Origin of the sequence: Yersinia sp. J1 (assembly GCF_050586585.1) — a bacterium.
Taxonomy (GTDB): domain Bacteria; phylum Pseudomonadota; class Gammaproteobacteria; order Enterobacterales; family Enterobacteriaceae; genus Yersinia; species Yersinia entomophaga.
This window is the reverse complement of sequence record NZ_JBOBDP010000001.1, coordinates 198561-224096: the sequence shown is the minus strand read 5'-3', so window position 1 is coordinate 224096 and position 25536 is coordinate 198561. Positions and strand designations below refer to the sequence as shown.

Sequence of the window (25536 nt, the reverse complement as noted above, 5' to 3'; positions counted from 1 at the left end):
TTGTTCGTGCGTTCAAAACGGCCAAGCCTCATGAATTACCTGCAATCCGTTTAATTAAAAAGTAAAGATACAGTTGGCAACAATATAAAATAACAGTGCAAAAAACCTATTTAACTCGCCACTCCCCATGTCAATCACTTGTTATTTAATTGTGATTGGTTGGTTTCAGTAATAATCGATGAAATAAAAACCAAAAAACGAATCATTTCTACTTTTTGATTTACAATCAATGAGGTAAATCAAAATAACCTCTTCCTGTATTTTTCTTAAACTTGTTTAAAACCACTATTTCCCCCTTATTTGTTTTCACAAGGCGTAGGGACAAGGTAACATTGCCTTTCGCCGGTTTGCCCTCTTCGGGGAGCAGACATCTATTGATAAATTTATCATCCCATTTCCTGCGCAGAATAATTGCCTGATGAATAAAACAAGACAATATGAGTTGATTCGTTGGCTGAAAAAACAAAGCGCCCCCGCGCAACGTTGGCTCCGCCTTTCCATGCTACTTGGTTTGCTCAGCGGGTTATTGATCATCGCTCAAGCCTGGTTATTAGCCGGATTATTGCAGGCGCTGATTATGGATCAGATGCCGCGAGAGGCTCTGACCAACGACTTCTTGCTGCTGGCTGGAACTTTCGCAGCGCGCGCCGTGGTCAGTTGGCTACGGGAGCGGGTAGGTTTTATCTGCGGCATGAAGGTGCGATTGCAGATTCGTAAAATCGTGCTGGATCGCCTTGAACAACTCGGGCCATCCTGGGTAAAAGGCAAACCAGCCGGCAGTTGGGCGACCATTATTCTTGAACAAATTGAGGAAATGCAGGATTACTATTCGCGCTATTTACCACAAATGTATCTGGCCGGTCTGATTCCGCTGTTGATTTTGATTGCGATTTTCCCGATTAACTGGGCCGCAGGACTCATTTTGTTCGTCACCGCTCCGCTGATCCCGATTTTCATGGCGCTAGTCGGCATGGGCGCAGCAGATGCTAACCGCCGCAACTTTGTTGCACTGGCGCGATTGAGCGGCAATTTCCTCGATCGCTTGCGCGGTTTGGACACCTTGCGCTTATTTCATCGGGCGAAGGCCGAAACCGACCAAATCCGTGATTCTTCCGAAGATTTCCGCAGCCGGACCATGGAAGTGCTGCGCATGGCCTTCCTTTCCTCGGCGGTTCTCGAATTTTTCGCCGCTATTTCTATTGCCGTTGTCGCGGTTTATTTCGGTTTTTCCTATCTTGGCGAATTGAATTTTGGCAGCTACGGATTGGGCGTCACCCTGTTTGCCGGTTTTCTGGTGCTGATTCTGGCTCCTGAGTTTTACCAACCACTGCGCGATCTCGGCACCTTCTATCACGCCAAAGCGCAGGCCGTTGGCGCGGCGGAATCATTAGTGACGTTCCTCGCCAGCGAAGGCGAAGCTATCGGTCAGGGGGATAAAAACCTACCCGACGAAGGTTTAATCACGCTGGAAGCCGCCGAACTGGAAATACTGGCACCCAACGGCACTCGCCTGGCTGGCCCGTTGAATTTCACGCTACAACCCGGCCAGCGCATTGCCATTGTTGGGCAGAGTGGCGCAGGAAAAAGCTCATTACTCAATCTGTTACTGGGCTTTCTGCCTTATCGTGGCTCTCTGCGGGTTAACGGCATTGAACTGCGCGAACTTGCCCCTCAGGCATGGCGCAGCCAGCTAAGCTGGGTAGGCCAAAACCCTTATTTGCCGGAGCAGACTTTGGCCAGCAATATTCTGCTCAATCAGCCCGACGCCAGCGAACAGCAGCTGCAACAGGCGGTTGAACGTGCCTACGTCAATGAGTTCCTCGGGGATTTGCCCAACGGGTTAGCCACGGAAATCGGCGATCATTCGGCTCGTCTATCCGTTGGTCAGGCACAGCGCGTCGCCGTGGCGCGCGCCTTGTTAAATCCTTGCCGGCTACTGCTGTTGGATGAGCCAACCGCCAGTCTGGATGCCCACAGCGAACAATTAGTGATGAAAGCATTAAACGAGGCTTCGCGAATGCAGACTACGCTACTGGTGACGCACCAGTTAGAAGATACGCTAGATTATGACCAAATCTGGGTAATGGACCGCGGGCTGCTGGTTCAGCAAGGGGATTACACCACACTGAGTCAGTCTGAGGGGCCTTTCGCCAACCTGCTGTCTTATCGCCGTGAGGAGCTTTAATCATGCGCGTGCTTCTTCCATTTCTGGCGCTTTACCGCCGTCATTGGTTCTTGATTAGCCTCGGCATTTTGCTGGCTATTATTACTTTGCTGGCCAGCATTGGCCTATTGACGCTGTCCGGCTGGTTCCTCGCTGGTACTGCACTCGCTGGCCCGCCGGGTTTGTATACCTTTAACTATTTGCTTCCCGCCGCGGGCGTTCGCGGTTCAGCCATTTTACGCACCGCCGGACGCTACGCCGAGCGCGTGGTGAGCCACGATGCTACCTTCCGGGTGCTGGCGCATTTGCGGGTATTTACCTTTCAGCGCATTTTACCGCTCTCCCCTGCCGGGATTGCCCGTTTTCGTCAGAGTGAAGTGCTCAACCGCTTGGTGGCTGATGTCGATACGTTGGATCATCTGTATCTGCGGGTCATTTCGCCGTTAATCGCCGCGCTGGCGATCATCGCTGCCGTTACCTTCGGTCTGAGTTTCCTTGATGTCGAGCTGGCATTGACCCTAGGTGCCATTCTACTGGGGCTGCTGCTAATTCTGCCGCTGATTTTCTACCGCGCCGGTCAACCTATCGGTGCCGATCTCACCGTATTCCGTAGCCACTACCGCACACAACTGACCGCCTGGCTGCAAGGTCAGGCCGAACTGTTGGTCTTCGGCGCGTTAGGACGTTTTCGCCATACTTTGGAAGATATCGAACGGCGTTGGTTGACTCGTCAGCAGCAACAGGCTTCGCTGGCAGGTTTGGCGCAGGCATTGATGATTCTGGCGACCGGCATGACCGTCACGCTAATGCTGTGGCTGGCCGCGGCTGGCGTCGGCGATTATAGCCAACCGGGCGCATTGATTGCCCTGTTTGTTTTTGCTTCGATGGCGTCATTTGAGGCTCTACTGCCGGTTGCAGGTGCTTTCCAGCATCTTGGGCAGGTGATAACTTCCGCTGAGCGCGTGGCGCAGCTTATTGCACAGAAGCCGGAAGTCACCTTCCCCCAAACCGGCCCTGAGATCGCTTCACAGGCAGCGCTGGAAGTCGCACAGGTGAGTTTTACCTATCCAGACCAGCCTTTGCCTGTATTGCAGGATATAACGCTGTCACTGGCCGCAGGAGAGCATATTGCGCTACTGGGACGCACAGGTTGTGGTAAATCAACGCTATTACAATTACTCACCCGCGCCTGGGATCCCAATCAGGGTGAAATCCGGCTCAACGGCCAGCCGCTGGCGAGCTACGACGAAGCTTCTCTACGCCAGATGATGACGGTAGTCAGCCAGCGAGTACACGTTTTCAGCAGTACGCTGCGACAAAACCTGCTGCTCGCCTGCCCAACCGCTAGCGATGAGCAACTAATCACCGCGTTACAACAAGTCGGCCTGGGTAATCTTCTGGATAATGACGAAGGGTTAAATGCCTGGATGGGAGACGGCGGTCGCCCACTTTCCGGTGGCGAACAACGCCGTTTGGGTATTGCGCGGGCGCTGCTCCATCCTGCTCCATTGTTATTGTTGGATGAACCGACCGAAGGTCTGGATGCGGAAACCGAGCAACAAATACTGGCGCTGCTGCGCCAACACTGTCAGCACAAGAGTCTGATTCTGGTGACGCATCGCCTGTATGGGCTGGAGCAAATGGATAGCATTTGCGTGATGGACGGCGGCCAGATCGTTGAACAGGGCGATCATGAGACTTTATTGAAAAATAAAGGCCGGTATTATCAGTTCCGTCAGCGCCGCTAAGTTTTATTGTGAGTTTAAGACGATTTCTGGCTAATGTTATCAAATGCCGCTGGGATAACGGCGGCATTATCAATACTCTACAGCCAAAAGCGCCTGTAAGCGCCGTTAAGGGGATTTATGCGTCTTACCCACCTCTCATCACATTCTTACGCGTTCCCTTCACCTGAGCTGGCTCTGCGCGAGCCTAATGGCCTATTGGCGTTAGGTGGCGATTTATCGGCATCACGGTTACTCGCGGCCTATCAGCGCGGTATTTTCCCGTGGTTTAGCCCGGGCGAGATGATTTTATGGTGGTCGCCGGACCCGCGAGCGGTGCTGTTCCCCGAAGAATTACATATCAGCCGTAGCATGCGTCGCTTCCTGCGCCGCTGCCCATTTCGGTTCACACTGAACCAGGCGTTCCGTGAAGTGGTCGCCGCCTGCGCCGATCGTCCCGATGACGGAACCTGGATTGGTGACGATGTACAGCAGGCCTACGCCCAATTACATGAAATGGGCCACGCTCATTCATTGGAGGTATGGTTAAATAATGAACTCGTTGGCGGGTTGTATGGTATTGGGATGGGCGCACTTTTTTGCGGAGAATCAATGTTTAGCAGGGTGGAGAACGCTTCAAAAAGCGGATTAATGGCTTTTTGTCATCATTTTACCCGTCATGGTGGAGAACTGATTGACTGTCAGGTCCTCAACGCTCACACTGCGTCGCTGGGTGCGAGAGAGATCCCTCGCAGCCACTTTTTGCAGCACTTGAGTCAACTCCAGTTTAGTCCGCTACCGGCTGAATGCTGGTTACCGCAATCGCTGGATGTCGAAATCGCGATGCCGTAAAGATCAATGTTACAAAAGCACCCCACATTAGGCTTTATCCCCTCCTCAGCAGACTAATTTTGCAGAAATGGTGTGATGACTGCCAACACTTCTTTACATAATGTGGGTTTTTCGGCATTATCTTGCCGGTTAAAAACTAAGGTAGTTACTCCTAGAGGATTCGATGGCCAAAGAAGACAATATTGAAATGCAGGGCACCGTTCTTGATACGCTGCCGAACACCATGTTCCGTGTTGAATTGGAAAACGGGCACGTGGTAACCGCTCATATCTCCGGTAAAATGCGTAAAAACTATATCCGCATCCTGACGGGTGACAAAGTCACTGTAGAGCTGACCCCGTACGACCTGAGCAAAGGCCGCATTGTCTTCCGTAGCCGTTAATCGGCTGCCCAGTCGCTAGTTGCTAGCGAGCTCTGAGGATGTAGTCCCCCCTCCGGCGCCCTTACCATTTTATTGGCTAGGGCGTTTTGCTTTTTCTGTTATTTACCCCTTTTGTTATTTACCCCTTCCGCACCATTCCCATTTCGAATGAGTCGGACTGAGTACAAAAAAAAGGGCGATATCGCTATCGCCCTTCCATTTATTTCACGTCTGATTCAACTAGCTTATTGCGCTAAGACTAATGTACCGCGCCTTCCGTTTTGCGTTTTTGCGCGCTTTGGAATTCGTAAGCCAGTTGCTGTTTCTCTTTATCCAGACCAACGCTCACCGAGCCGCCATCAACCAAAGAGCCAAACAACAGTTCGTTAGCCAGCGGTTTCTTCAGATTTTCCTGAATCACCCGCGCCATCGGCCGCGCGCCCATAGCTTTGTCGTAGCCCTTCTCAGATAGCCAGTTACGCGCTTCATCGCTGACCTCCAGCGACACGCCTTTGGCATCCAACTGCGCCTGAAGCTCGACGATAAACTTGTCGACAACCTGCTGAATCACATGAGGAGACAAATGGTTGAACCAAATGATGTTATCCAAACGGTTCCGGAATTCCGGCGTAAACACCTTTTTGATCTCTTCCATCGCATCGGTACTGTTATCCTGCTGTTGGAAGCCAATCGATTTACGCTGAGTTTCCCGCACGCCAGCGTTGGTGGTCATCACCACAATCACGTTGCGGAAATCCGCTTTACGACCATTGTTATCCGTCAGCGTACCGTTATCCATCACCTGCAATAACAGGTTAAAGACATCGGGATGCGCTTTTTCAATCTCATCCAGCAACAGAACCGCATGAGGGTGTTTGATAACCGCGTCGGTCAGCAAACCGCCCTGATCGTAGCCAACGTAGCCCGGAGGCGCACCAATCAGGCGGCTAACCGTATGGCGCTCCATATATTCGGACATATCAAAGCGCAGCAGTTCGATATCCAGCGCCTTGGCCAATTGCACTGTGACTTCAGTTTTACCCACCCCGGTCGGGCCAGCAAACAGGAACGAACCCACAGGTTTATTTTCATGACCTAAACCCGCGCGGCTCATTTTGATCGCTTCAGTCAGAGCGTCGATAGCTTTATCTTGCCCGAAGACCAACATACTCAAACGGTCGCTCAGGTTTTTCAGTACGTCACGATCGCTGGCAGAGACAGTTTTCTCCGGAATACGAGCAATACGCGCCACCACAGATTCAATATCTGAAACGTTGACGGTTTTTTTGCGTTTGCTCGCCGGCATCAATCGGCTGCGCGCACCAGCTTCATCAATGACATCAATGGCTTTATCCGGCAAATGGCGATCGTTGATGTATTTCACCGACAATTCCACCGCCGCCCGAATGGCTTTCGCCGTGTAGCGTACATCGTGATGAGCTTCGTATTTCGGTTTCAACCCATTGATAATTTGCACCGTTTCTTCGGGCGTCGGCTCAACGATATCAATTTTCTGGAAACGGCGCGCTAACGCACGATCCTTTTCAAAGATATTGCTGAATTCCTGATAGGTCGTGGAGCCAATCACCCGAATCTTGCCGCTGGACAACAGCGGTTTGATCAGGTTCGCGGCATCCACTTGCCCACCGGAAGCAGCACCGGCGCCGATAATGGTGTGAATTTCATCGATGAACAGAATGCTGTCTTTATCCTGCTCTAGCTGTTTCAGCAGCGCTTTGAAACGTTTCTCAAAGTCACCGCGGTATTTAGTTCCCGCCAGCAGCGAGCCGATATCCAACGAGTACAGCGTACATTCGGCCATGACTTCCGGTACATCGCCCTGCACAATTCGCCATGCCAGACCTTCGGCAATCGCGGTTTTCCCGACGCCGGATTCGCCGACCAGCAGCGGATTGTTTTTACGACGGCGGCAAAGTACCTGAATTGCACGCTCCAGCTCTTTTTCGCGGCCAATCAGCGGATCGATACCGCCGACGCGCGCCAGTTGGTTAAGATTGGTGGTGAAGTTCTCCATACGGTCTTCCCCTCCCGCCTGCTCTTCATTCACCGGATTTTCTGCATTTGGCGCCTGACCCGGCTCGTCTTTGCGTGCACCATGGGAAATAAAGTTCACCACATCCAGACGGCTGACATCGTGTTTACGCAGCAGATAAGCCGCCTGGGACTCTTGTTCGCTGAAGATGGCGACCAAAACGTTGGCACCGGAAACTTCATTACGACCAGATGATTGAACATGGAAGACGGCGCGCTGTAATACGCGCTGGAAGCTCAGCGTTGGTTGGGTGTCACGCTCTTCCTCGCTGGCCGGTAACGTTGGCGTGGTTTGTTCTATAAAGGCTTCCAGCTCCTGGCGTAATGCCACCAGATCCACCGTACATGCCTCTAGCGCTTCCCGCGCGGCAGGGTTGCTCAGCAATGCCAGCAACAGGTGCTCCACGGTCATAAACTCGTGTCTGTGCTCCCGCGCTCTGGCGAAAGCCATATTAAGACTGAGTTCAAGTTCTTGATTGAGCATAGGCACCTCCCCAATAAATTGCCTTAATCAGGCTTTTTCCAGCGTACAAAGCAATGGATGCTCGTTCTCCCTGGCGTATTGATTTACGTGCGCCACTTTTGTCTCTGCAACTTCAGCAGTGAACACGCCGCAAATCGCTTTCCCTTTGTAGTGAACGTTCAGCATCAACTGGGTTGCACGTTCAATATCATAAGAAAAGAACTTTTGCAGAACGTCAATCACAAATTCCATCGGCGTGTAATCGTCGTTGTTGAGTATAACTTTATACATAGACGGCGGTTTTAGCGCATCGATTTGTTTATCTTTGACTAAATGCTCAAAATTAAGCCAGTCGTTGTTATTGCCCATTGCTTACCCATCGTTTCACTGAATCATACAGGAGCAACACTCAGCTCCGGTTATAAGACCATTTGGTACAGATTTCTATTGTTATTTTAACATCTCTTGCCGTGAAGTGTCGCTTTAGAAGCATGCGAGAACGTTCGCACAGACAACAACAAAATTGTAACTAAATAAGCGCAATAGCGTTATCTGCATCAAACTTTGGCGAACTCCTCAGCCTGAGAAAAGCCGTCCTCTTGACGTTAATCGCATTTCCACTAGAGTGTAAATTTGTGAGCTGATGGAGTTTTAACCAATCCGCGCTCACTTTAACCAGCGATTACCTCATCTAAAATTAGAATAGCCTTGCGAGGAACGTAGAAGTATGGAGACGGGTACTGTTAAATGGTTCAATAACGCCAAGGGCTTTGGATTTATCTGCCCGCAGAACGGCGGCGAAGATATCTTTGCACACTACTCTACTATCCAGATGGATGGTTATCGAACGCTAAAAGCGGGTCAGCAGGTTAACTTTGATGTCCACCAGGGCCCCAAAGGCAATCATGCCAGCCTGATTGTGCCTCTGGAAATGCTGGCTCTCGCCTGACATCAACGTCACACCGTCGGGCCGTTAGCTTTTATCTACGGCAGCACAGCAATTCAAAATGCCAGCCGAACTGCGACTGGCATTTTTATCATTTTTTATGCCCCCGCTAACGCCATAATATTACGTTAACACCGCCTGGGCGTCTGCTCGTTTATCCTATTGCCCGTAAATTCTATGTCCGTAAAAGTTATTCCCGCGCCAAAGCGTCAATTGGGTTTAATCTGGCGGCACTGCGAGCGGGCAAATAACCGAAGACCACGCCAATAATTGTCGAACACAGGAAAGCGCTGACCAGCGCAACCGCAGGGAAAGATACCTGCCAGTTGGGCATCACCATTTCTACCGCCAGACCGATAGCAAAGGAAAGCGTAATCCCTAATGCGCCGCCGACCAGACAAACCAGCACCGCTTCAATCAGGAATTGCTGCATGACATCGCTGGAACGCGCCCCTACGGCCATGCGAATACCTATTTCACGGGTTCGTTCCGTTACCGATACCAGCATAATATTCATCACACCAATACCGCCAACCACCAACGAAATGACCGCTACCAGCGTCAGGAACAATTGCATGGTTCGAGTGATTTTTTCCGCAGTTTGCAGCAAGCTGTCCATATTATAGGTAAAGATATCTTTCTTACCGTGACGCAAAGTTAGCAAGCGAACTAACTGTTGTTCGGCTTCCTTACTATTATAGCCATCGTTGATTCGCACCGTAATCGAATCAAAATAAGATTTACCCATCAACCGGTTAGCCATTGTGGTGTAGGGAATCCACACCCGCAGTGATTTACTGCTGCCAAACATCGATTGTTTTTCTTCCACCACGCCGACGATAGTCGCAGGCATATTGCCGATCAGCATCACTTGCCCCACCACATCTTTCACATGCGGGAAAAGTCGGCGCTGAGTATTACGGTCAATCACCACCGCCTGCGCCTGTCGATCGACCTGATCCTGCGTAATCGCCGTGCCCTGCTCGATACTGATACCGTAAACACGGAAATACTGCGCGCTCACTCCGGATACACTGCCGGCCACATCGATATTTCCGAAGCGTAGCCGCATACTGCCAGAGATCACCGGTGACACCGCATTAATGTAAGACTGCGCTTTCAGCGCTACCATATCGTCATAAACCAGCGCCTGCCGATTACTGGGGTCGTCATCGCCAAAGTCTTTTCCGGGGTAAATATCGATGGTATTTGTCCCGATAGCGCGAATATCTGCCAACACCATTTGTTTGGCCGCATCGCCCACCACCAAAATAGAAACCACCGAAGCAATACCTATGATAATACCGAGCATAGTTAGCGCAGTTCGCATCTTGTTAGAGGCCATCGCGCGCCATGCCATCAGCAATGCTTCACGAAAACGCCCGGTCAATTGCTGCCATGAAGGCGCTGGCGGCGTCAGACTTTGCGTATCCGGCTCTGCGGTTTTTGGCGGTGTTTTACTGCCGGAGTCCGCCATAATACGGCCATCTTTGATTTCAATGATTCGCTCGGCCTGAGCCGCGACCGTAGGATCGTGGGTAACAATAATGACCGTGTGCCCCTGCTGTTGCAGTTGCTTTAAAATCACCATCACTTCAACGCTGGAATGGCTGTCTAACGCGCCGGTGGGTTCATCGGCCAATATTACCTGCCCGCCGTTCATCAAAGCGCGAGCAATACTGACGCGCTGCTGTTGGCCACCGGAAAGCTGGCTGGGACGATAGCTGATGCGCTCGCCTAATCCCAAACGGGTTAGCAACATTTTGGCGCGTTCCCGCCGCTCATGCTTTCCTAAACCTGCGTAGACCGCGGGCACTTCTACGTTATGCGCCGCACTTAGGTGAGGTAATAAATGATAACGCTGGAAAATAAACCCAAAGTGTTCACGACGCAAAGCCGCCAGCGCATCATTGTCCATGCTATCGACGTCCTGCCCGGCCACGCGGTAAATCCCCTCGCTTGGCTTATCCAGACAGCCAAGAATATTCATCAGGGTCGACTTACCCGAGCCGGAAGCACCAATAATCGCCACCAGCTCACCCGCGTTAATTTCCAGCGAAACGTCCTGCAGCACATCCACCGTTTGTTCACCAGACTGATAACTGCGGCGAATGCCTTTTAACTCAAGCAAAGCCGCCATTATTCAGCCTCCGCTACGCCGCGGCTGGTAATCACTTCATCACCCACTTCCAGACCGCTAAGCACCTGCGCATCCACATTGTTGCGAATGCCGATGGTCACTTCTCGTTTCTCTTCCTTACCATTTTTTAGCACCGCGACTTCATAACGGTTCACGCCCAATTCGTTACCCAAAGCGGAGAGTGGCACAACTTTAGCCTGTTCCACTTTCGATAATTGAATCGATACCTGAGCGGTCATTTGCAGGCGCAGCAGGCCATCCGGATTAGGTACTTCAAAGCGGGCCGAATAGAAAATGGCATCGTTCACTTTTTCCGGCGTTGGCTGAATATCTTTGAGTACACCGTCAAAATGCTTCGACGGATCACCCAATACAGTGAATGAGGCTTTCAGCCCCGGTTTCAGGTGGATAACATCCGCTTCGGAAACTTGAGCGTTCACCAGCATCGTACGCATATCGGCCAACGTCAGAATGTTTGGCGCCTGTTGTGCGGCAATCACTGTCTGGCCTTGCAACGTAGTAATTTGCACTACATCGCCGTCCATCGGGGCGGAAATTTTGGTGTAATCCAGATTAATTTTGGCCGTATCCAGGCTGGCTTTGGTTTTGCTGATTTGTGCGCTGATCGTGCCAACTTTTGCTTTTTTTACCGCCAAATCCGTTGCGGCCTGATCCAGAACCTGAAGAGAAACCGCCTGTAGCTTCGCCAATTGTTGCTGGCGGCTCAGCGTCACCTCCGCCAACTGCCGCTCGGCTTTGGCTTGCAACAGCTGAGCGTTAAGATCTTGCAGCGTCGCTTCCACCTCTTTGATCTGGTTCTGTGCCTGCTGCGGATCGATCATCGCCAGCAGTTGCCCCTGCTTGACCTTATCGCCGATCTCCACATAGAGCCGTTCAAGCTGCCCGCTCACCTGCGCACCCACATCAACTTTGCGCACCGCGTCCAATTTACCTATCGCTAATATGTTTTGTTGCAGATCCCGATTAACCACTTTGACGGTTTGATACTGTGTCGCAGCCGGTGCCATTCCATGCTTGATCGCCCAAAAACCGCCAATTGCCAGAATCACAATCGCCAGAATCCAGCGTCGTTTACGTCCGCTAAACCACGTCAAATTAATTACCTACCTTATTAAAATTTATGCTTGAAATAGACAAATGCTAATGAAAATACCGTAGCGCTGATTAAATTATCACTCTGAGAGTGCGCGAATTTAAACGTAATATAAACATCAAATCATATAAATAATACCAACATAAGACGCATTGAGCCGCTGTTTAGTTCCCCCTTGCTTCAATAGAGACAAAGTTTGATAACGAAACGGATATTCCAATGTATTTATTCACTTCACCCCCATCAGCGCCGAATCATTTAAGTCGCTGGCAGTTAATTTCGCAGTTGATAAAAGGGGAAGAAAACCTGCCGGAGGTGTGGCGAAAACCGGCTTTTCGCTTTAAGTTTCTGGCCAGAACGCTGATTTATCCTCAGGTTACTCTGGCGCTACTCAGTGAATTGGCGAATAACCCGCAGCTCGGTACGCTGCTGCAATCTCAGCCGGATTTACCTTGCAAACTGCACCGTCCGTATCTCAGCGCCAATCTCAGTAAACGTCAGGGATTACAGGCGATCAAAGAGCACTATCGGTTGGTCAATGAATTGATGCCATCAGCATTGGCGACGGGATATCTCCAATCCAAGCCTTATAAATTGGCCGAATTAAGCGGACGCAATGACAGCCAGTACCGCGTTTACCTCGGTACGTTGCCGATGCTCAATAAAGAAGGGGAAGCCACGCTGATGTTTACCAATCAACAAGGTGAAACACTGGCGCTCATGACCTTTAGTTTGATGAGTTATCGACAGAAAAAAACGTTGTTTATTGGTGGGTTACAAGGAGCCGCACCGCAGGTAGCTCATGAAGAAATTCAAATCAGCACCAAAAACTGTCACGGCCTGTTCCCGAAACGTATCCTGCTGGAAGCAGCCTGTAGTCTGGCCGAAATGTTGGGGATCACTCAGATTATAGCGGTGGGTAATGATACTCATATCTATAAAAGCTGGCGCTATCGTCAACGGAAAAGCGATAAGTTACACGCCGATTATGATGGTTTCTGGCAATCTCTGGGCGGCCAAATGAGCGAGGAAGGTTATTTTCTGCTGCCTGCCCGCGTAGCGCGGAAAGCCATTGAGGATATCCCTAGCAAGAAACGCGCTGAATATCGCCGCCGTTATCAGTTATTGGATCAATTGGAAAGCGGGATTAGCGCCCACTTCCCTTGTGCTGAAAATACCTCGGTTAATCCGCGCGACCCCGAGCCAGCCACACCACGCGGGAAAACATCTTTTTCAGAATTGGCGGTACCGAACTCACGCCCCACACCCCAGCCTGAGTGGCAACTTCAATAGCCAAATCGGGCTTGGAAGTGCGATGTATCGCTTTCTCAATCACCCGGCGCGGCGGCATTTTGGCATTCATCGGTATCGCTGATATTCGATGATAAACCGGGCCAAATCCCGCACGATATAGGAATTGCTCCATATCCGGCGCCGGCAACATGGTCAGGCGATCTCGTTCATTATCACCGTTGCGCTCCGCAATATCCCGAACGGTAGCGGCATACTTCTTACCGGCATCGTCGCCGTCGGTCAGGGTATGCCACTGAATGCCCATGCGATTGGCGAATTTTAGCAATGGACGTAAACCACTTTGCGCAAACTCGATGACTTTTACCCCTTCAGCTTCAAAGTGATAGCCACATTGGCGAGCCAGTTCGTTAAGCAACCAGATTTCTGTCTCACCCTCCACCAATAGCCAGCAGCGGGCAAACAGTGATGACGGGCGGTTAAAACGAATATGGAAGGCAATGCGGCGACTGTCTTCCGGCGTCATCCCCTTCGGGCCAATACGGTAAGTTGCCACCCGCGCAGACTCACGCACCAATCGGCAAATCCGTTCTACCGGTACCAAAGAAACCAGTTCGCCGGAGTTGGTGGTGGTGATGCGTTGCAAAGGAAGCTGATTGAGTAGCCCCCAGGCGACCGATAACATAATGGGATGCAGGCGGGTTTCGGGATCCTCCACCAGCAACAGCGGGCGCGCGTGCGGATCCAGATGAATCGAGCCTTTAGCCTGCAATAACGTATTAAACATCCCCAGTAAAATCAGCCGCATACTTCGACTGTTCGGCTCGGCAATCATGCGGTTGATGCTGTCCAGCGCTTGCCACGCCTGACGTTCCGGCTGCGGGCGCGAAGGCCGATTGCGCTGAGGCGTTTGAGAACCCTGCTCGGCAAAGTAATGTTCCAGCAATTGGCGCATAGCGTCTAATCCCTGACGTAGCTCGGTATTAGTCAGTTTTTGTGGATTACGTACTAATTCACGCCCTAACTGATCCAACTGCTGATTCAGCGCAACTTTATCCTGCCCAGGCATACTTTCCGGCACGCTGGTACGTAAACGGCGGATAAAGCGGGCATCCCGCAGGCGCAGCACTGGATGGATACGAATAATACCTAAAGCCAGTTTTTCAATATCGTGGAGTGGCAACGGCTGGCCATCCAGATCCAGAAAAGTGCGCCAGGTACAAACGGTGCCGTCATCGGCCAGTTCGCCTTCCACTCGGTAGTAAATACGATGCAAACTGTCTTCACATTGGCTCCACAGCGGTGCCAAATGGCGATAACGTGGGGAACGCCAATGGCCGATATCCTTCTCGCAGAAGGTTAAAATAACCTGAAGATGCCGATCTTTTGCCGCTTCATCACCGGGGGGATAATAAAAATCCTGCACGGTGAAATGATAGAGTCGCGGTTCCGGAGACAGCAACAGAGTGAGCGCATCCAACAGGCTGGATTTACCCCAGGCATTCTCCCCGATGAGTACCGTATTATCATCCAGCGTCAAAGAAATACGATTAATGCCACGAAACCCGACTATTTCCACGCGTTCTAGGAACATATTTACGCCTCCCGTGCGAAGTTAAATCATTACCAGCGAAGCCTATGTCATTAACGCGTTAACATTCATGAGAATGGCGCAAAAAATCCTTTCAGGTCAAGCGCCATCCGCCGGTCTTTCCACCTTTACTCTATCCGCCTTTTTAGATAGCTTATCCCCTTCACTCAACAATGCCCGATCTCATTGCTATAGCCAACCGGCTATAGCCTTACGTCTGCTTAATTCAGCCTGACGCGTAAAGGACGCTTTAACTCACATGTATTCAGGATTACTGATCATTCTGTTGCCGTTAATTATCGGTTATTTGATCCCGCTTAGCCGTAAATCTTTAATTCAGGCGATTAACCGGCTATTAAGCTGGATGGTTTACGTTATTTTATTTTTTATGGGCATCAGCTTGGCATTTCTGGAAAACCTTAGCGCAAACCTGCTGCTTATTTTCCAATACGCCAGCGTATGTTTTATCTGCATTTTATCCGCTAACCTGTTGGCGCTATTTTTGCTCGAACATAAAAGGCCGTGGAAAAATACTCACCGCCAGGAAGCTCTGCCTTCCCGATTACATATGGCGCTGGAATCGCTGAAACTGTGCGGCGTAGTTATCATCGGCTTTCTATTGGGTCTGACCGAATGGCCACCGTTGCAATTTGCCGCTCAAGGTAGTGAATTAGCATTGATATTCCTGCTATTTTTGGTTGGCATCCAGTTGCGTAATAGCGGCATGACTTTACGCCAGATTGTGCTTAACCGCCGCGGCACTATTGTCGCCATCGTGGTTGCTGTCAGTGCGCTGGCTGGCGGCGCGTTAGCCGCGTTATTCCTTGGTTTACCGCTGAAAACCGGTCTGGCAATGGCCTCCGGCTACGGTTGGTACTCACTCTCGGGTATCTTACTGACAGACGCATTTGGCCCGGTGATCGGCAGCGCCGCCTTCTTCAACGATTTAGCCCGTGAATTAGTCGCCATTATGCTGATTCCAACGCTGGTTCGCCGCAGCCGTTCCACTGCCTTAGGCCTCTGCGGTGCCACCTCAATGGATTTCACCCTGCCGGTATTGCAACGTAGCGGTGGCCTGGAAATGGTACCTGCCGCGATCGTGCACGGCTTCATATTGAGCTTACTGGCTCCAGTACTGATCGCGCTATTCTCCTGATATTCTCCGTCCCCAGCGGGCTAATGTATTGGCCCGCTAAATTCTATTCATTTCACCATTAAAGCGAAAAAGTCTCATTCGCGACAAAAATTGCGCCAAATCAAGATAAGTTAAAGTTGCATTACAAAAGCCTTTTTAAGATGCCTTGGCACATCTATGCTTTTAAACACGCATTACAAATGCACTTTTAAAAGGAAAGAATCATGTTCTGTGTGCAATGTGAACAAACCATTCGTACCCCGGCAGGCAATGGCTGCTCTTACGCTCAGGGTATGTGCGGGAAAACCGCTGAAACGTCCGATTTGCAAGACCTGTTGGTTGCCGTATTACAGGGGCTTTCCGCTTGGGCATTACGCGCCAGACAGCTCGGTATTATCGATCCAGATATTGATAGCTTCGCACCCAGAGCCTTTTTCTCAACGCTGACCAACGTTAACTTTGATTCTGAGCGCATCGTCGGTTATGCCAAGGAAGCTATCGCACTGCGTGATTCTCTGGCCGCACGCTGCCGCTTGCTGGATGCCAGCGCCTCGGTAGATCACCCGATGGCCGAATTACAATTGGAAGCTAACGACATTCCAACACTGCAACAACAGTCTCAACAGTTCGCTTTAAACAGTGATAAAGCCGAGGTTGGCGATGACATTCACGGTCTGCGGATGCTGTGTTTGTATGGCTTGAAAGGCGCAGCGGCTTATATGGAACACGCTCACGTACTCGGTCAGTCTGATGAAAATATCTACGCGCAATATCATGAGCTTATGTCATGGCTGGGCACTCAGCCGCGCGATGTGGATACCCTGTTGAATAATGCTATGGGCATCGGCCAGATGAACTTCAACGTGATGGCGATTCTGGACAGCGGCGAAACTCAGGCATACGGCCACCCGCAGCCAACGGCGGTCAACGTGCGCCCGGTCGCCGGTAAAGCCATTCTGATTTCAGGGCACGATCTGAAAGATCTGCAGATGTTATTGGAGCAGACCGCCGGACAAGGCGTCAATGTGTACACCCATGGCGAAATGCTGCCAGCACACGGCTATCCCGAGCTGAAAAAATTCCCGCATCTGGTGGGTAACTACGGCAGCGGCTGGCAAAATCAGCAAATCGAATTTGCCAAATTCCCCGGCCCGATAGTGATGACCTCCAACTGTATTATCGATCCCAACGTGGGTAATTACGGCGATCGTATCTGGACCCGCAGCATTGTTGGTTGGCCGGGCGTCAATCATTTGGAAGGCGATGATTTCTCAGATGTTATTACGCAAGCGAAAAGTATGGCCGGATTCCCGTACAACGAGCTAGAACACATGATCACCGTGGGTTTTGGTCGCCAGACTCTATTAAATTCGGCGGATACGGTTATCGATCTGGTTTCTCGTAAAAAACTGCGCCATATCTTTCTGGTCGGCGGCTGTGACGGCAGCCGGGACGAACGCAGCTATTTTACCGATTTTGCCCGCAATATTCCGCAAGATTGCCTAATCATGACTCTGGCCTGTGGTAAATATCGTTTTAACAAACTGGACTTCGGCACGCTGGAAGGTTTACCGCGTCTGCTGGATGTGGGCCAATGTAATGATGCTTACTCCGCGATCATGCTAGCGGTAAAACTATCTGAGCAATTAGGCTGTACTGTCAACGACTTACCTTTAAGTCTGGTGCTGTCGTGGTTCGAACAGAAAGCTATCGTCATTTTGCTGACGCTGCTGTCTCTCGGCGTCAAAAATATCTATACCGGCCCAACGGCGCCGGGCTTCCTGACCGATAATCTGCTGGCCATTCTGAATGAAAAATTCGGTATGCGCCCGATCACCTCGGTTGAACAAGATTTGAACGAAATTCTGGTGGCCTAAGCCACGGTGCGGTCAGCGCTATTCGCCTCCGGCGCTGACCGTTTCTATTACCGCGCAACCACGAGGGTTTGCTATGACGATGCCAACACCAATGTGCCCTAATCGTATGCAGGTGCACTCTATTGTGCAGGAAACGCCAGATGTTTGGAGCCTGCAATTAATCAACCACGATTTTTATCCGTATCAACCAGGCCAATATGCGTTGGTGAGTATTCGCAACAGTGAAGATACCCTGCGCGCCTATACCCTTTCCTCTTCTCCGGGCCTGAGCCGCTTTATTCGTTTGACTATCCGTTGCCTGCCCGACGGCGCGGGTTCTCGTTGGCTAACTCAAGAGGTACAGCCGGGAAATTACCTGTGGCTATCCGACGCTCAGGGGGAATTTACCTGTGCCGATAATCAGGATGACCGTTATTTAATGCTGGCCGCAGGATGCGGCGTGACGCCAATTATGTCGATGTGTCGCTGGCTGTTAGCCCACCGACCGCAGGCCGATATTCGGGTGATTTTTAACGTTCGTACCCCAGATGACGTTATTTTTTCCGCTGAATGGCAGGCGCTGATTGAAGCCCACCCGCTGCGGTTACATATTACTTTGATGGCAGAATCGGGGGCTAAAGAAGGTTTTTTCAGCGGCAGAATTTCTGCGGAAATCATGCAGAAAATCGCGCCAGATATTCGACAATGCCGAGTGATGACCTGCGGCCCCGCGCCTTATAGGATGTGGGTGGAAAATTATTGCCGTGAGCAACAGGTACCGCCAGAACGTTTCCAGCAAGAGCAGTTCCACATCGAAGAAGAAAAACCACAGTCAGGCAACCAACTGACATTAACCATTAATCGCCCGCTACGCCAACTGCGAGTTCCGGTCGGCGCGTCTTTACTGTTCGCACTTGAAGAAAATAAGGTGCCTGTCTCCGCGGCTTGTCGTGCTGGCGTCTGCGGTTCTTGTAAAACTCGAATCATTTCCGGTAATTACACGACCACCAGCACCATGACGCTGACGCCGGAAGAAATCGCTCAGGGTTACGTGTTGGCCTGTAGCTGTCAATTGCAGGGCGATACCCAATTGGCCTGACGACAACAAAAAATGCCCTATTACACAATATAAACCCCGGTTAATAGGGCATTAACTCTTAAACAGACCATACTTTCTCCTCCTGGAATAAAAGCATCGCGATTAAATCTTGGGGGAAGTATGAAACAGACCGTAGCAACACTGGTGGCTAAAACGCTGGAACTCGCTGGCGTGAAACGAATTTGGGGCGTCACCGGCGACTCTTTAAACGGATTAAGTGACAGTTTGCATCGCATGGGCACCATCGAATGGCTAGGTACTCGTCACGAGGAAGTTGCGGCCTTTGCCGCTGGAGCAGAAGCGCAGTTAACCGGCGAACTGGCGGTTTGTGCCGGTTCCTGCGGGCCAGGAAACCTGCATTTAATCAACGGACTTTTTGATTGTCACCGTAACCATGTCCCGGTTTTGGCCATTGCTGCACATATTCCCTCCAGTGAAATCGGCAGCGGTTATTTTCAGGAAACGCATCCGCAGGAACTGTTCCGCGAATGCAGTCATTATTGCGAATTAGTCACAAATCCTGAGCAATTACCGCGCGTATTGGAAATCGCCATGCGCAAAGCCATCCTTAATCGCGGCGTTTCTGTGATTGTGCTTCCCGGCGATGTAGCACTGCAAGCCGCGCCGGAAGATGCGCCGATGGTCTGGCATACCCCAAAACACCCGCTAATTCAGCCGCCGATGAGCGAACTGGAAGCGCTGGCTGAAACCTTAAATTCCGCTAAAAACATTACGTTGATGTGCGGTAGCGGCTGCGCCGACGCCCATGACGAAGTGGTGAAACTGGCAGAAATGCTGCAAGCACCGGTGGTACACGCGCTGCGCGGCAAAGAGCATATTGAGTGGGATAATCCCTATAGCGTCGGAATGACCGGGCTGATTGGTTTTTCCTCCGGTTATCACGCCATGATGAATGCCGATACGTTGATTTTGCTCGGCACTCAGTTCCCTTATCGGGCCTTTTATCCTACTCACGCTAACATTATTCAAATCGATATTAATCCTGGAAGCATTGGCGCTCACTGCCCGGTGAATAGGGCGCTGATGGGTGATATCAAAACGACCCTACGCGCTCTATTGCCTCAACTACAGGTAAAAAGCGACCGGCGTTTTCTGGATAAAGCGCTGGAACACTACCGAACCACTCGTAAAGATCTGGATGGACTGGCGACAGCCAATGACGATCAGCCGATCCATCCACAGTATCTGGCGCAACAAATCAGCCATTATGCGACCGACGACGCCATTTTCACCTGCGATGTCGGAACGCCAACGGTCTGGGCCGCCCGCTATCTGCAAATGAACGGTAAACGTCGTCTACTGGGGTCGTTTAACCACGGTTCCATGGCCAACGCCATGCCGCAGGCGATAGGGGCGCAAGCAACGGCACCAGAACGTCAGGTGGTAGCAATGTGCGGCGACGGCGGTTTTACTATGTTAATGGGCGATTTTCTATCACTGGCGCAGCTTAAACTGCCGGTGAAAATTGTGGTGTTCAATAACAGCGTGCTGGGTTTTGTCGCTATGGAAATGAAGGCTGGCGGCTACCTGACCGACGGCACGGATCTGCACAATCCTAATTTCGCCGCCATTGCCAATGCGGCAGGAATAAAAGGCATTCGGGTAGAGAAAGCATCCGAGCTGAACAGCGCGCTGGAAACGGCTTTCGCCCATCCAGGCCCGGTATTGGTGGACGTCGTTACCGCCAAGCAAGAGCTTTCCATGCCACCGCAAATCAAATTTGAGCAGGCGAAAGGCTTTAGCCTGTATATGCTGCGCGCCATTATCAATGGCCGCGGGGATGAAGTGGTTGAGCTGGCCAAAACCAACTGGCTACGTTAATCAATGAGTCGGTCACATGTCAGATATTGCCGTACCACACTTTGTCTTGTGACATATATCTTGTGACATATGATAGCGATCAAGGTCTGGCACGGGTAAACTTTTATCCGGCCAGATACTAACGATTTCAGGGGAAAATAACCGACGGCTACCCTGTGAGGTTACTCATCCTGCCCTCGCGACTTTCCTTTATCAAGAGCTTTCACGATATGTATATCGATCTGCGTAGTGACACAGTAACCCGCCCTTCTCCTGCCATGCGTCAGCGAATGGCCAATGCCGAAGTGGGCGATGATGTGTACGGCGAGGACCCAACAGTCAAGGCGTTGGAAGCCGAGGGAGCGCGGCTCTCCGGCAAAGCGGCATCATTATTCTTACCCAGCGGGACTCAGGCCAATCTGGTAGCATTACTAACGCACTGCCAGCGTGGCGATGAGTATATTGTGGGACAAAAAGCCCATAATTATCTGTACGAGGCGGGCGGTGCAGCGGTTTTAGGCAGTATTCAGCCGCAACCGCTGGATGCCAATGACGACGGCAGTTTGCCGTTGGATAAAGTACTGGCCGCCATCAAACCTGATGACATTCTGTTTGCTCAAACCCGTCTGCTCAGTCTGGAAAATACGCACAGCGGCCGCGTGCTGCCCATCAGTTATCTGCAACAGGCATGGGCGTTGACCCGCGAAAAAAATCTGGCTTTACATATTGATGGGGCGCGCATTATGAATGCCGCAGTGGCGCTAAAGGTTCCGCTACGGGAAATCACCCAGTATTGCGATACCCTGACTCTCTGTCTTTCCAAAGGATTGGGCGCACCGGTCGGTTCCTTACTGTGCGGCAGCGAAGAATACGTTAAGCGCGCTATACGTTGGCGCAAAATGACCGGCGGCGGTATGCGTCAGGCCGGTATTCTGGCGGCTGCAGGACTTTACGCCTTGCAGCATAACGTGGAGCGCTTGCAGCAGGATCACGACAACGCAGTGTGGCTGGAGCAAAAGTTGCGGGATATCGGCGTAGAGATTATCGCTCCCGGCGCTCAAACCAATATATTGTACATTCGCCAGTCGGCAGAGCTGGCGGCCCAAATGGGGCCGTGGATGCGTGAGCGCGGCGTGTTAATCAGCGCCGGGCCAGTGACCCGCATGATTACGCATTTGGACGTTAGCCGAAGTGATTTAGAACGAGTGGTTGCACTGTGGTATGAGTTTTTGACATTACATAACTGAAATTAATAATATTTTTTGTCTACGTCGCCTTGGTGATATTCTGTCGCCAGGGCATTTCTATTTCGGCAGAAACAGCCCAAGATATCGATTCTGTTACCGCCAACCTTACCGAGTGACTATCATGACACCACAACGAATCTTAGTGTTAGGTGCCAGTGGCTACATCGGCCAGCATTTAATTCCACGCCTTTGCCAGCAAGGGCATCAGGTTACCGCCGCTGCACGTCGAATTGAATGGCTGGAAGAACAACAGTGGCCGAATGTTCGCTGCTGTTTTGCCGATCTGTATCAGCCGGAGACCCTATGTCACGCACTACAGGATATTGACGTTCTCTACTATCTGGTTCACGCCATGGGCGACGGCGAGGACTTGGTAGAACAGGAGCGACAGGCCGCCAGTAACTTGCAGCTAGCGCTGAAAAACTCCTCGGTAAAACAGGTGATATTCCTCGGAGCATTGCAACCGGAGGAAAACAGTTCCCCACATTTGGTCGCCCGAAAATTGACTGGCGATTTACTGCGACAAAGCGGCGTACCTGTCACTGAGTTACGTGCCAGCATTATTGTCGGCCCCGGTTCAGCGGCTTTTGAAGTGATGCGCGATATGGTGTACAACCTGCCAATTTTGACGCCGCCGCGCTGGGTTCGCTCCAAGTCATCCCCTATCGCGCTGGATAACCTATTAGTTTATCTAACGGAAATACTGAATTATCCCTCTGATGAAAACCGCATTTTTGACGTCGCCGGACCGGAATACATCAGTTATCAGACCCTGTTTGAGCGCTTTATTGCCATTAGCGGTAAACGTCGCTGGCTGATCCCGATTCCGCTGCCGACCCGTTTTATTTCGGTCTATTTTATCAGCATGATTACCTCGGTGCCGACCAGTATTGCCAGCGCATTGATTCAGGGCTTGAATCATGACTTACCCGCAGACGGCGCTCCGTTACAGGCATTAATACCGCAGAATTTAATCAGCTTTGACGATGCGGTGCGGGAAACCCTGCGGCAGGAAGACAAAGTCGTTGACTCCGCCGATTGGGGTTACGATCCGGAAGCCCGCGCCCGCTGGCGTCCCGGTTACGGCTTTTATCCCAAACAGGCCGGTTGCCAATTAAATACCACAGCTTCCAGCGAAGCTTTGTGGCATGTCGTGCAGCAAATCGGTGGCCCGGAAGGCTATTTTTACGGTAATCCGCTGTGGAAAACCCGCGCCTGGATGGACGATCTGGCAGGCGGAGGCGTCGTTTACGGCCGACCAGACCGACCAACGCTGGAATTAGGTGATTTAGTCGATGGCTGGAAGGTGATTACGATAAAACCACTGCGTCAACTGGCCATGATGTTTGGTATGAAAGCGCCAGGATTGGGGCGACTGACCTTTACCATCAAAGATTTAGGGGATAAACGCCGCTTTGATGTTCGGGCCTGGTGGCATCCGGCAGGCTTCAGCGGACTGCTGTATTGGTTCGTTATGATGCCCGCTCACCTGTTTATTTTTCGTGGCATGGCGAAGAGAATTGCGCAACTGGCCGAGCAATACGATCGGGAAGCGCACAAATAGCGCGCATTTGTCGATCAACCACACAGTTTGCAACCCTTAGTCAGCCCTTTCTGATTGCATAGCGCATCAATTCACGAAAGAATGGCACCTTATTTGCTGCGCGCATGATATTGCCGCCAGCACTCTGATTTTTGGTGGGAACCGAATTCGTTATGAAGGTATTGGTCACCGGCGCAACCAGTGGGTTAGGCCGAAACGCCGTTGAATATCTCCGCCGTCAAGGTATCAAAGTGACAGCAACCGGTCGTAATCAGGCCATGGGTAGCCTATTGGAAAAAATGGGCGCTGAATTTATTCATGCCGATTTAACGAATCTGGTTTCATCGCAGGCCAAAGCCATGCTGGCCGATGTTGATACGCTCTGGCATTGCTCCAGCTTCACTTCCCCTTGGGGTACCGAGCAGGCTTTTGAACTGGCGAACGTCCGCGCGACTCGCCGTTTGGGGGAATGGGCAACCGCTTACGGGGTAGAGAATTTTATTCATATCTCTTCCCCAGCGATTTACTTCGATTATCACCATCACCGAAATATTCAGGAAGATTTCCGACCGGCGCGTTTTGCTAACGAATTTGCCCGCAGTAAAGCTGCGGGGGAAGAAGTGATCCGGCAGTTGGCTCTGTCTAACCCGCAAACCCACTTTACCATTTTGCGCCCACAGGGGCTGTTTGGTCCGCATGACAAAGTGATGCTACCGCGCTTATTACACATGATTAAGCACTACGGCACCTTGTTATTGCCACGCGGGGGCGAAGCGTTGGTGGATATGACCTATCTGGAGAACGCCGTTCACGCCATGTGGCTGGCGACGCAATCCACCACCACTGAATCTGGCCGCGCTTACAATATCACCAATCAGCAGCCGCGCCCGCTGCGCACCATCGTTCAGCAGCTGTTGGACGCGCTGGATATGCCGTGCCGCATTCGTTCGATTCCCTATCCAATGCTGGACGTGATGGCGCGTACCATGGAAAGAATGGGGAATAAAAGCGAAAAAGAGCCGGTTCTGACCCACTACGGCGTCGCCAAGCTCAACTTCGATCTGACTTTGGATACCCGCCGGGCAGAAAAAGAATTGGGCTATCGCTCGCTGGTTTCTTTGGATGAAAGCATTAACCGCACTGCTCGCTGGCTGAAAGAACACGGAAAGCTACGAGGGTAATACTGAAAAGCAGCGAAACCAACGGGCTACGCTGCTTTTTCGCGACACTTTTAGAGTTTATCGCACTCGGCACTCACGCTATTGAGCGCAGACTCACTCATCCGAAGCTCGACATCCTTATTTTCCTCAGGCTTATGATATTTAACCAATAATGCATCGGCTATCGCCTCGGTTTCCGCATCAGGCAGACCGCGTATATCCGAGGGCCGAAAATGCATCTGGAAAGCGCTAATCACTCTTCTCTGCTGTTCCGGCGTCATATCAGGCGTGATTTCATAACCATAACAGCTGAGTTTAGCTAATAGCGGCATTACTGGCACGGCCCGATCTGCACGCCTCTTCCCCAGATAATATTGAACATCCGCGACGTCCGGCCACGCCCCAATCCCTTGCTTCGCCAAATGCTCCCAAGGGAACAAAGGCCCCGGATCTTCTTTACGCTGTGGCGCAATATCACTGTGAGCAACAACATTACGTGGCTCTATTTCATAACGTTCGATAATTTTATGTGCCAAAGCAGTGACCAGTTCAATTTGTTGAGGTGTGTAAGGGTACCAATGTATCTTCCCCAACAGGGTACTGGTGAATCCCGGGTTTACCTGTTCAATGCCTATAGAGGTGTCATTGAGATTAGTTCGCCCACGCCAACTGCTCACTCCGGCATGCCAGGCTCTGAGGTGCTCGGGAACCAGCTGCCAGGCGACGGGTTTACCACTATGGTGATCTCGGGGAGGATAAGCTGGAACCAAATAGTGCGCGCTGACCTGTTCGGTTGTCAGCACGTTAAGGGATTCAGGAAAATTCAGTGCCGTATAATGTAAAACCAAAAAGCGAATCCGCCGATCGACGCCCATTGCCTGACGAGAGTCATTCAACATAAAACTCCCTTGGTCAACCAAAGCCTTGTCTTCCTGTACAGCCCCCAGCGCATGAAACGGTACCAACAGCATAATAAACAGCATCCAGAAGCATTGTTTCATCTCGATATCCTTATCG

19 protein-coding genes are annotated in these 25536 nt (G+C 51.2%); 13 read left to right on the top strand and 6 right to left on the bottom strand.

Features of this window, described 5'->3' with window-relative positions:
- Positions 1-418 precede the first annotated feature (418 nt).
- The 4 genes from cydD (at position 419) to infA (ending at position 5122) form a co-directional block, all read left to right on the top strand.
- On the top strand, positions 419-2185 hold the full coding sequence (gene cydD, locus ACQ4OC_RS01010; protein WP_064512869.1) for a heme ABC transporter permease/ATP-binding protein CydD: 1767 nt from the start codon (positions 419-421) through the stop codon (positions 2183-2185).
- Positions 2186-2187: 2 nt separating this feature from the next.
- On the top strand, positions 2188-3912 hold the full coding sequence (cydC, locus tag ACQ4OC_RS01005; RefSeq protein WP_064512866.1) for a heme ABC transporter ATP-binding protein/permease CydC: 1725 nt from the start codon (positions 2188-2190) through the stop codon (positions 3910-3912).
- Positions 3913-4029: 117 nt separating this feature from the next.
- Positions 4030-4740, top strand: a complete 711-nt coding sequence (gene aat / locus ACQ4OC_RS01000; protein ID WP_064512864.1) for a leucyl/phenylalanyl-tRNA--protein transferase — start codon at positions 4030-4032, stop codon at positions 4738-4740.
- A gap of 163 nt (positions 4741-4903) precedes the next feature.
- Positions 4904-5122, top strand: a complete 219-nt coding sequence (gene infA, locus ACQ4OC_RS00995; protein WP_002211347.1) for a translation initiation factor IF-1 — start codon at positions 4904-4906, stop codon at positions 5120-5122.
- A gap of 238 nt (positions 5123-5360) precedes the next feature.
- Here the strand turns inward: infA and clpA are convergent, their stop codons facing one another.
- Both clpA and clpS read right to left on the bottom strand, forming a co-directional pair.
- Positions 5361-7637, bottom strand: coding sequence for an ATP-dependent Clp protease ATP-binding subunit ClpA (gene clpA, locus ACQ4OC_RS00990; RefSeq protein ID WP_120806018.1), 2277 nt, complete (start codon positions 7635-7637; stop codon positions 5361-5363).
- A gap of 27 nt (positions 7638-7664) precedes the next feature.
- Positions 7665-7985 (bottom strand): ATP-dependent Clp protease adapter ClpS, encoded by a 321-nt coding sequence (gene clpS, locus ACQ4OC_RS00985; protein ID WP_004717325.1) that lies wholly within the window; start codon positions 7983-7985, stop codon positions 7665-7667.
- Between the two features lie 358 nt (positions 7986-8343).
- Between clpS and cspD the strand changes: the two genes are divergently transcribed.
- Complete coding sequence (gene cspD, locus ACQ4OC_RS00980; protein WP_049596538.1) at positions 8344-8565, top strand: cold shock-like protein CspD; 222 nt, start codon at positions 8344-8346, stop codon at positions 8563-8565.
- A gap of 187 nt (positions 8566-8752) precedes the next feature.
- On the opposite strand, the gene macB is transcribed toward cspD, so the two are convergent.
- Positions 8753-10702, bottom strand: a complete 1950-nt coding sequence (gene macB, locus ACQ4OC_RS00975; RefSeq protein ID WP_064512860.1) for a macrolide ABC transporter ATP-binding protein/permease MacB — start codon at positions 10700-10702, stop codon at positions 8753-8755.
- Positions 10702-11817: a macrolide transporter subunit MacA gene (gene macA / locus ACQ4OC_RS00970; protein ID WP_064512858.1), complete on the bottom strand. Its 1116-nt coding sequence runs from the start codon at positions 11815-11817 to the stop codon at positions 10702-10704. The genes macB and macA overlap by 1 nt, the downstream gene beginning before the upstream one ends.
- 218 nt (positions 11818-12035) lie before the next feature.
- On the opposite strand from macA, the gene ACQ4OC_RS00965 reads away from it, so the two are divergent.
- Positions 12036-13109 carry a VirK/YbjX family protein gene (locus tag ACQ4OC_RS00965; protein WP_064512856.1) on the top strand — a complete coding sequence of 358 codons (1074 nt, stop codon included), beginning with the start codon at positions 12036-12038 and terminating at the stop codon, positions 13107-13109.
- Here ACQ4OC_RS00965 and ACQ4OC_RS00960 read toward each other — a convergent pair.
- Positions 13000-14661, bottom strand: a complete 1662-nt coding sequence (locus ACQ4OC_RS00960; protein ID WP_064512854.1) for an ATP-dependent endonuclease — start codon at positions 14659-14661, stop codon at positions 13000-13002. The genes ACQ4OC_RS00965 and ACQ4OC_RS00960 overlap by 110 nt on opposite strands.
- A 256-nt stretch (positions 14662-14917) precedes the next feature.
- On the opposite strand from ACQ4OC_RS00960, the gene ACQ4OC_RS00955 reads away from it, so the two are divergent.
- From ACQ4OC_RS00955 to ACQ4OC_RS00925, 7 genes are all read left to right on the top strand, one after another.
- On the top strand, positions 14918-15814 hold the full coding sequence (locus ACQ4OC_RS00955; protein ID WP_064512852.1) for a lysine exporter LysO family protein: 897 nt from the start codon (positions 14918-14920) through the stop codon (positions 15812-15814).
- Between the two features lie 203 nt (positions 15815-16017).
- A complete protein-coding gene (hcp, locus tag ACQ4OC_RS00950; RefSeq protein WP_064512850.1) occupies positions 16018-17670 on the top strand; it encodes a hydroxylamine reductase in 1653 nt (550 codons plus the stop codon).
- 73 nt (positions 17671-17743) lie between these two features.
- A complete protein-coding gene (gene hcr / locus ACQ4OC_RS00945; protein WP_430970855.1) occupies positions 17744-18748 on the top strand; it encodes an NADH oxidoreductase in 1005 nt (334 codons plus the stop codon).
- 120 nt (positions 18749-18868) lie between these two features.
- Entirely contained in the window at positions 18869-20590 is a 1722-nt protein-coding gene (poxB, locus tag ACQ4OC_RS00940) for a ubiquinone-dependent pyruvate dehydrogenase (RefSeq protein ID WP_064512846.1), read from the top strand.
- Between the two features lie 209 nt (positions 20591-20799).
- Positions 20800-21816: a low-specificity L-threonine aldolase gene (gene ltaE / locus ACQ4OC_RS00935; protein WP_430970854.1), complete on the top strand. Its 1017-nt coding sequence runs from the start codon at positions 20800-20802 to the stop codon at positions 21814-21816.
- A 121-nt stretch (positions 21817-21937) separates the two neighbouring features.
- Entirely contained in the window at positions 21938-23380 is a 1443-nt protein-coding gene (locus ACQ4OC_RS00930; RefSeq protein WP_430970853.1) for a DUF2867 domain-containing protein, read from the top strand.
- A 152-nt stretch (positions 23381-23532) separates the two neighbouring features.
- Positions 23533-24540, top strand: a complete 1008-nt coding sequence (locus tag ACQ4OC_RS00925; protein WP_064512840.1) for an NAD-dependent epimerase/dehydratase family protein — start codon at positions 23533-23535, stop codon at positions 24538-24540.
- A 50-nt stretch (positions 24541-24590) separates the two neighbouring features.
- On the opposite strand, the gene ACQ4OC_RS00920 is transcribed toward ACQ4OC_RS00925, so the two are convergent.
- A complete protein-coding gene (locus tag ACQ4OC_RS00920) occupies positions 24591-25520 on the bottom strand; it encodes an N-acetylmuramoyl-L-alanine amidase (protein WP_120806010.1) in 930 nt (309 codons plus the stop codon).
- Positions 25521-25536: the final 16 nt, after the last annotated feature.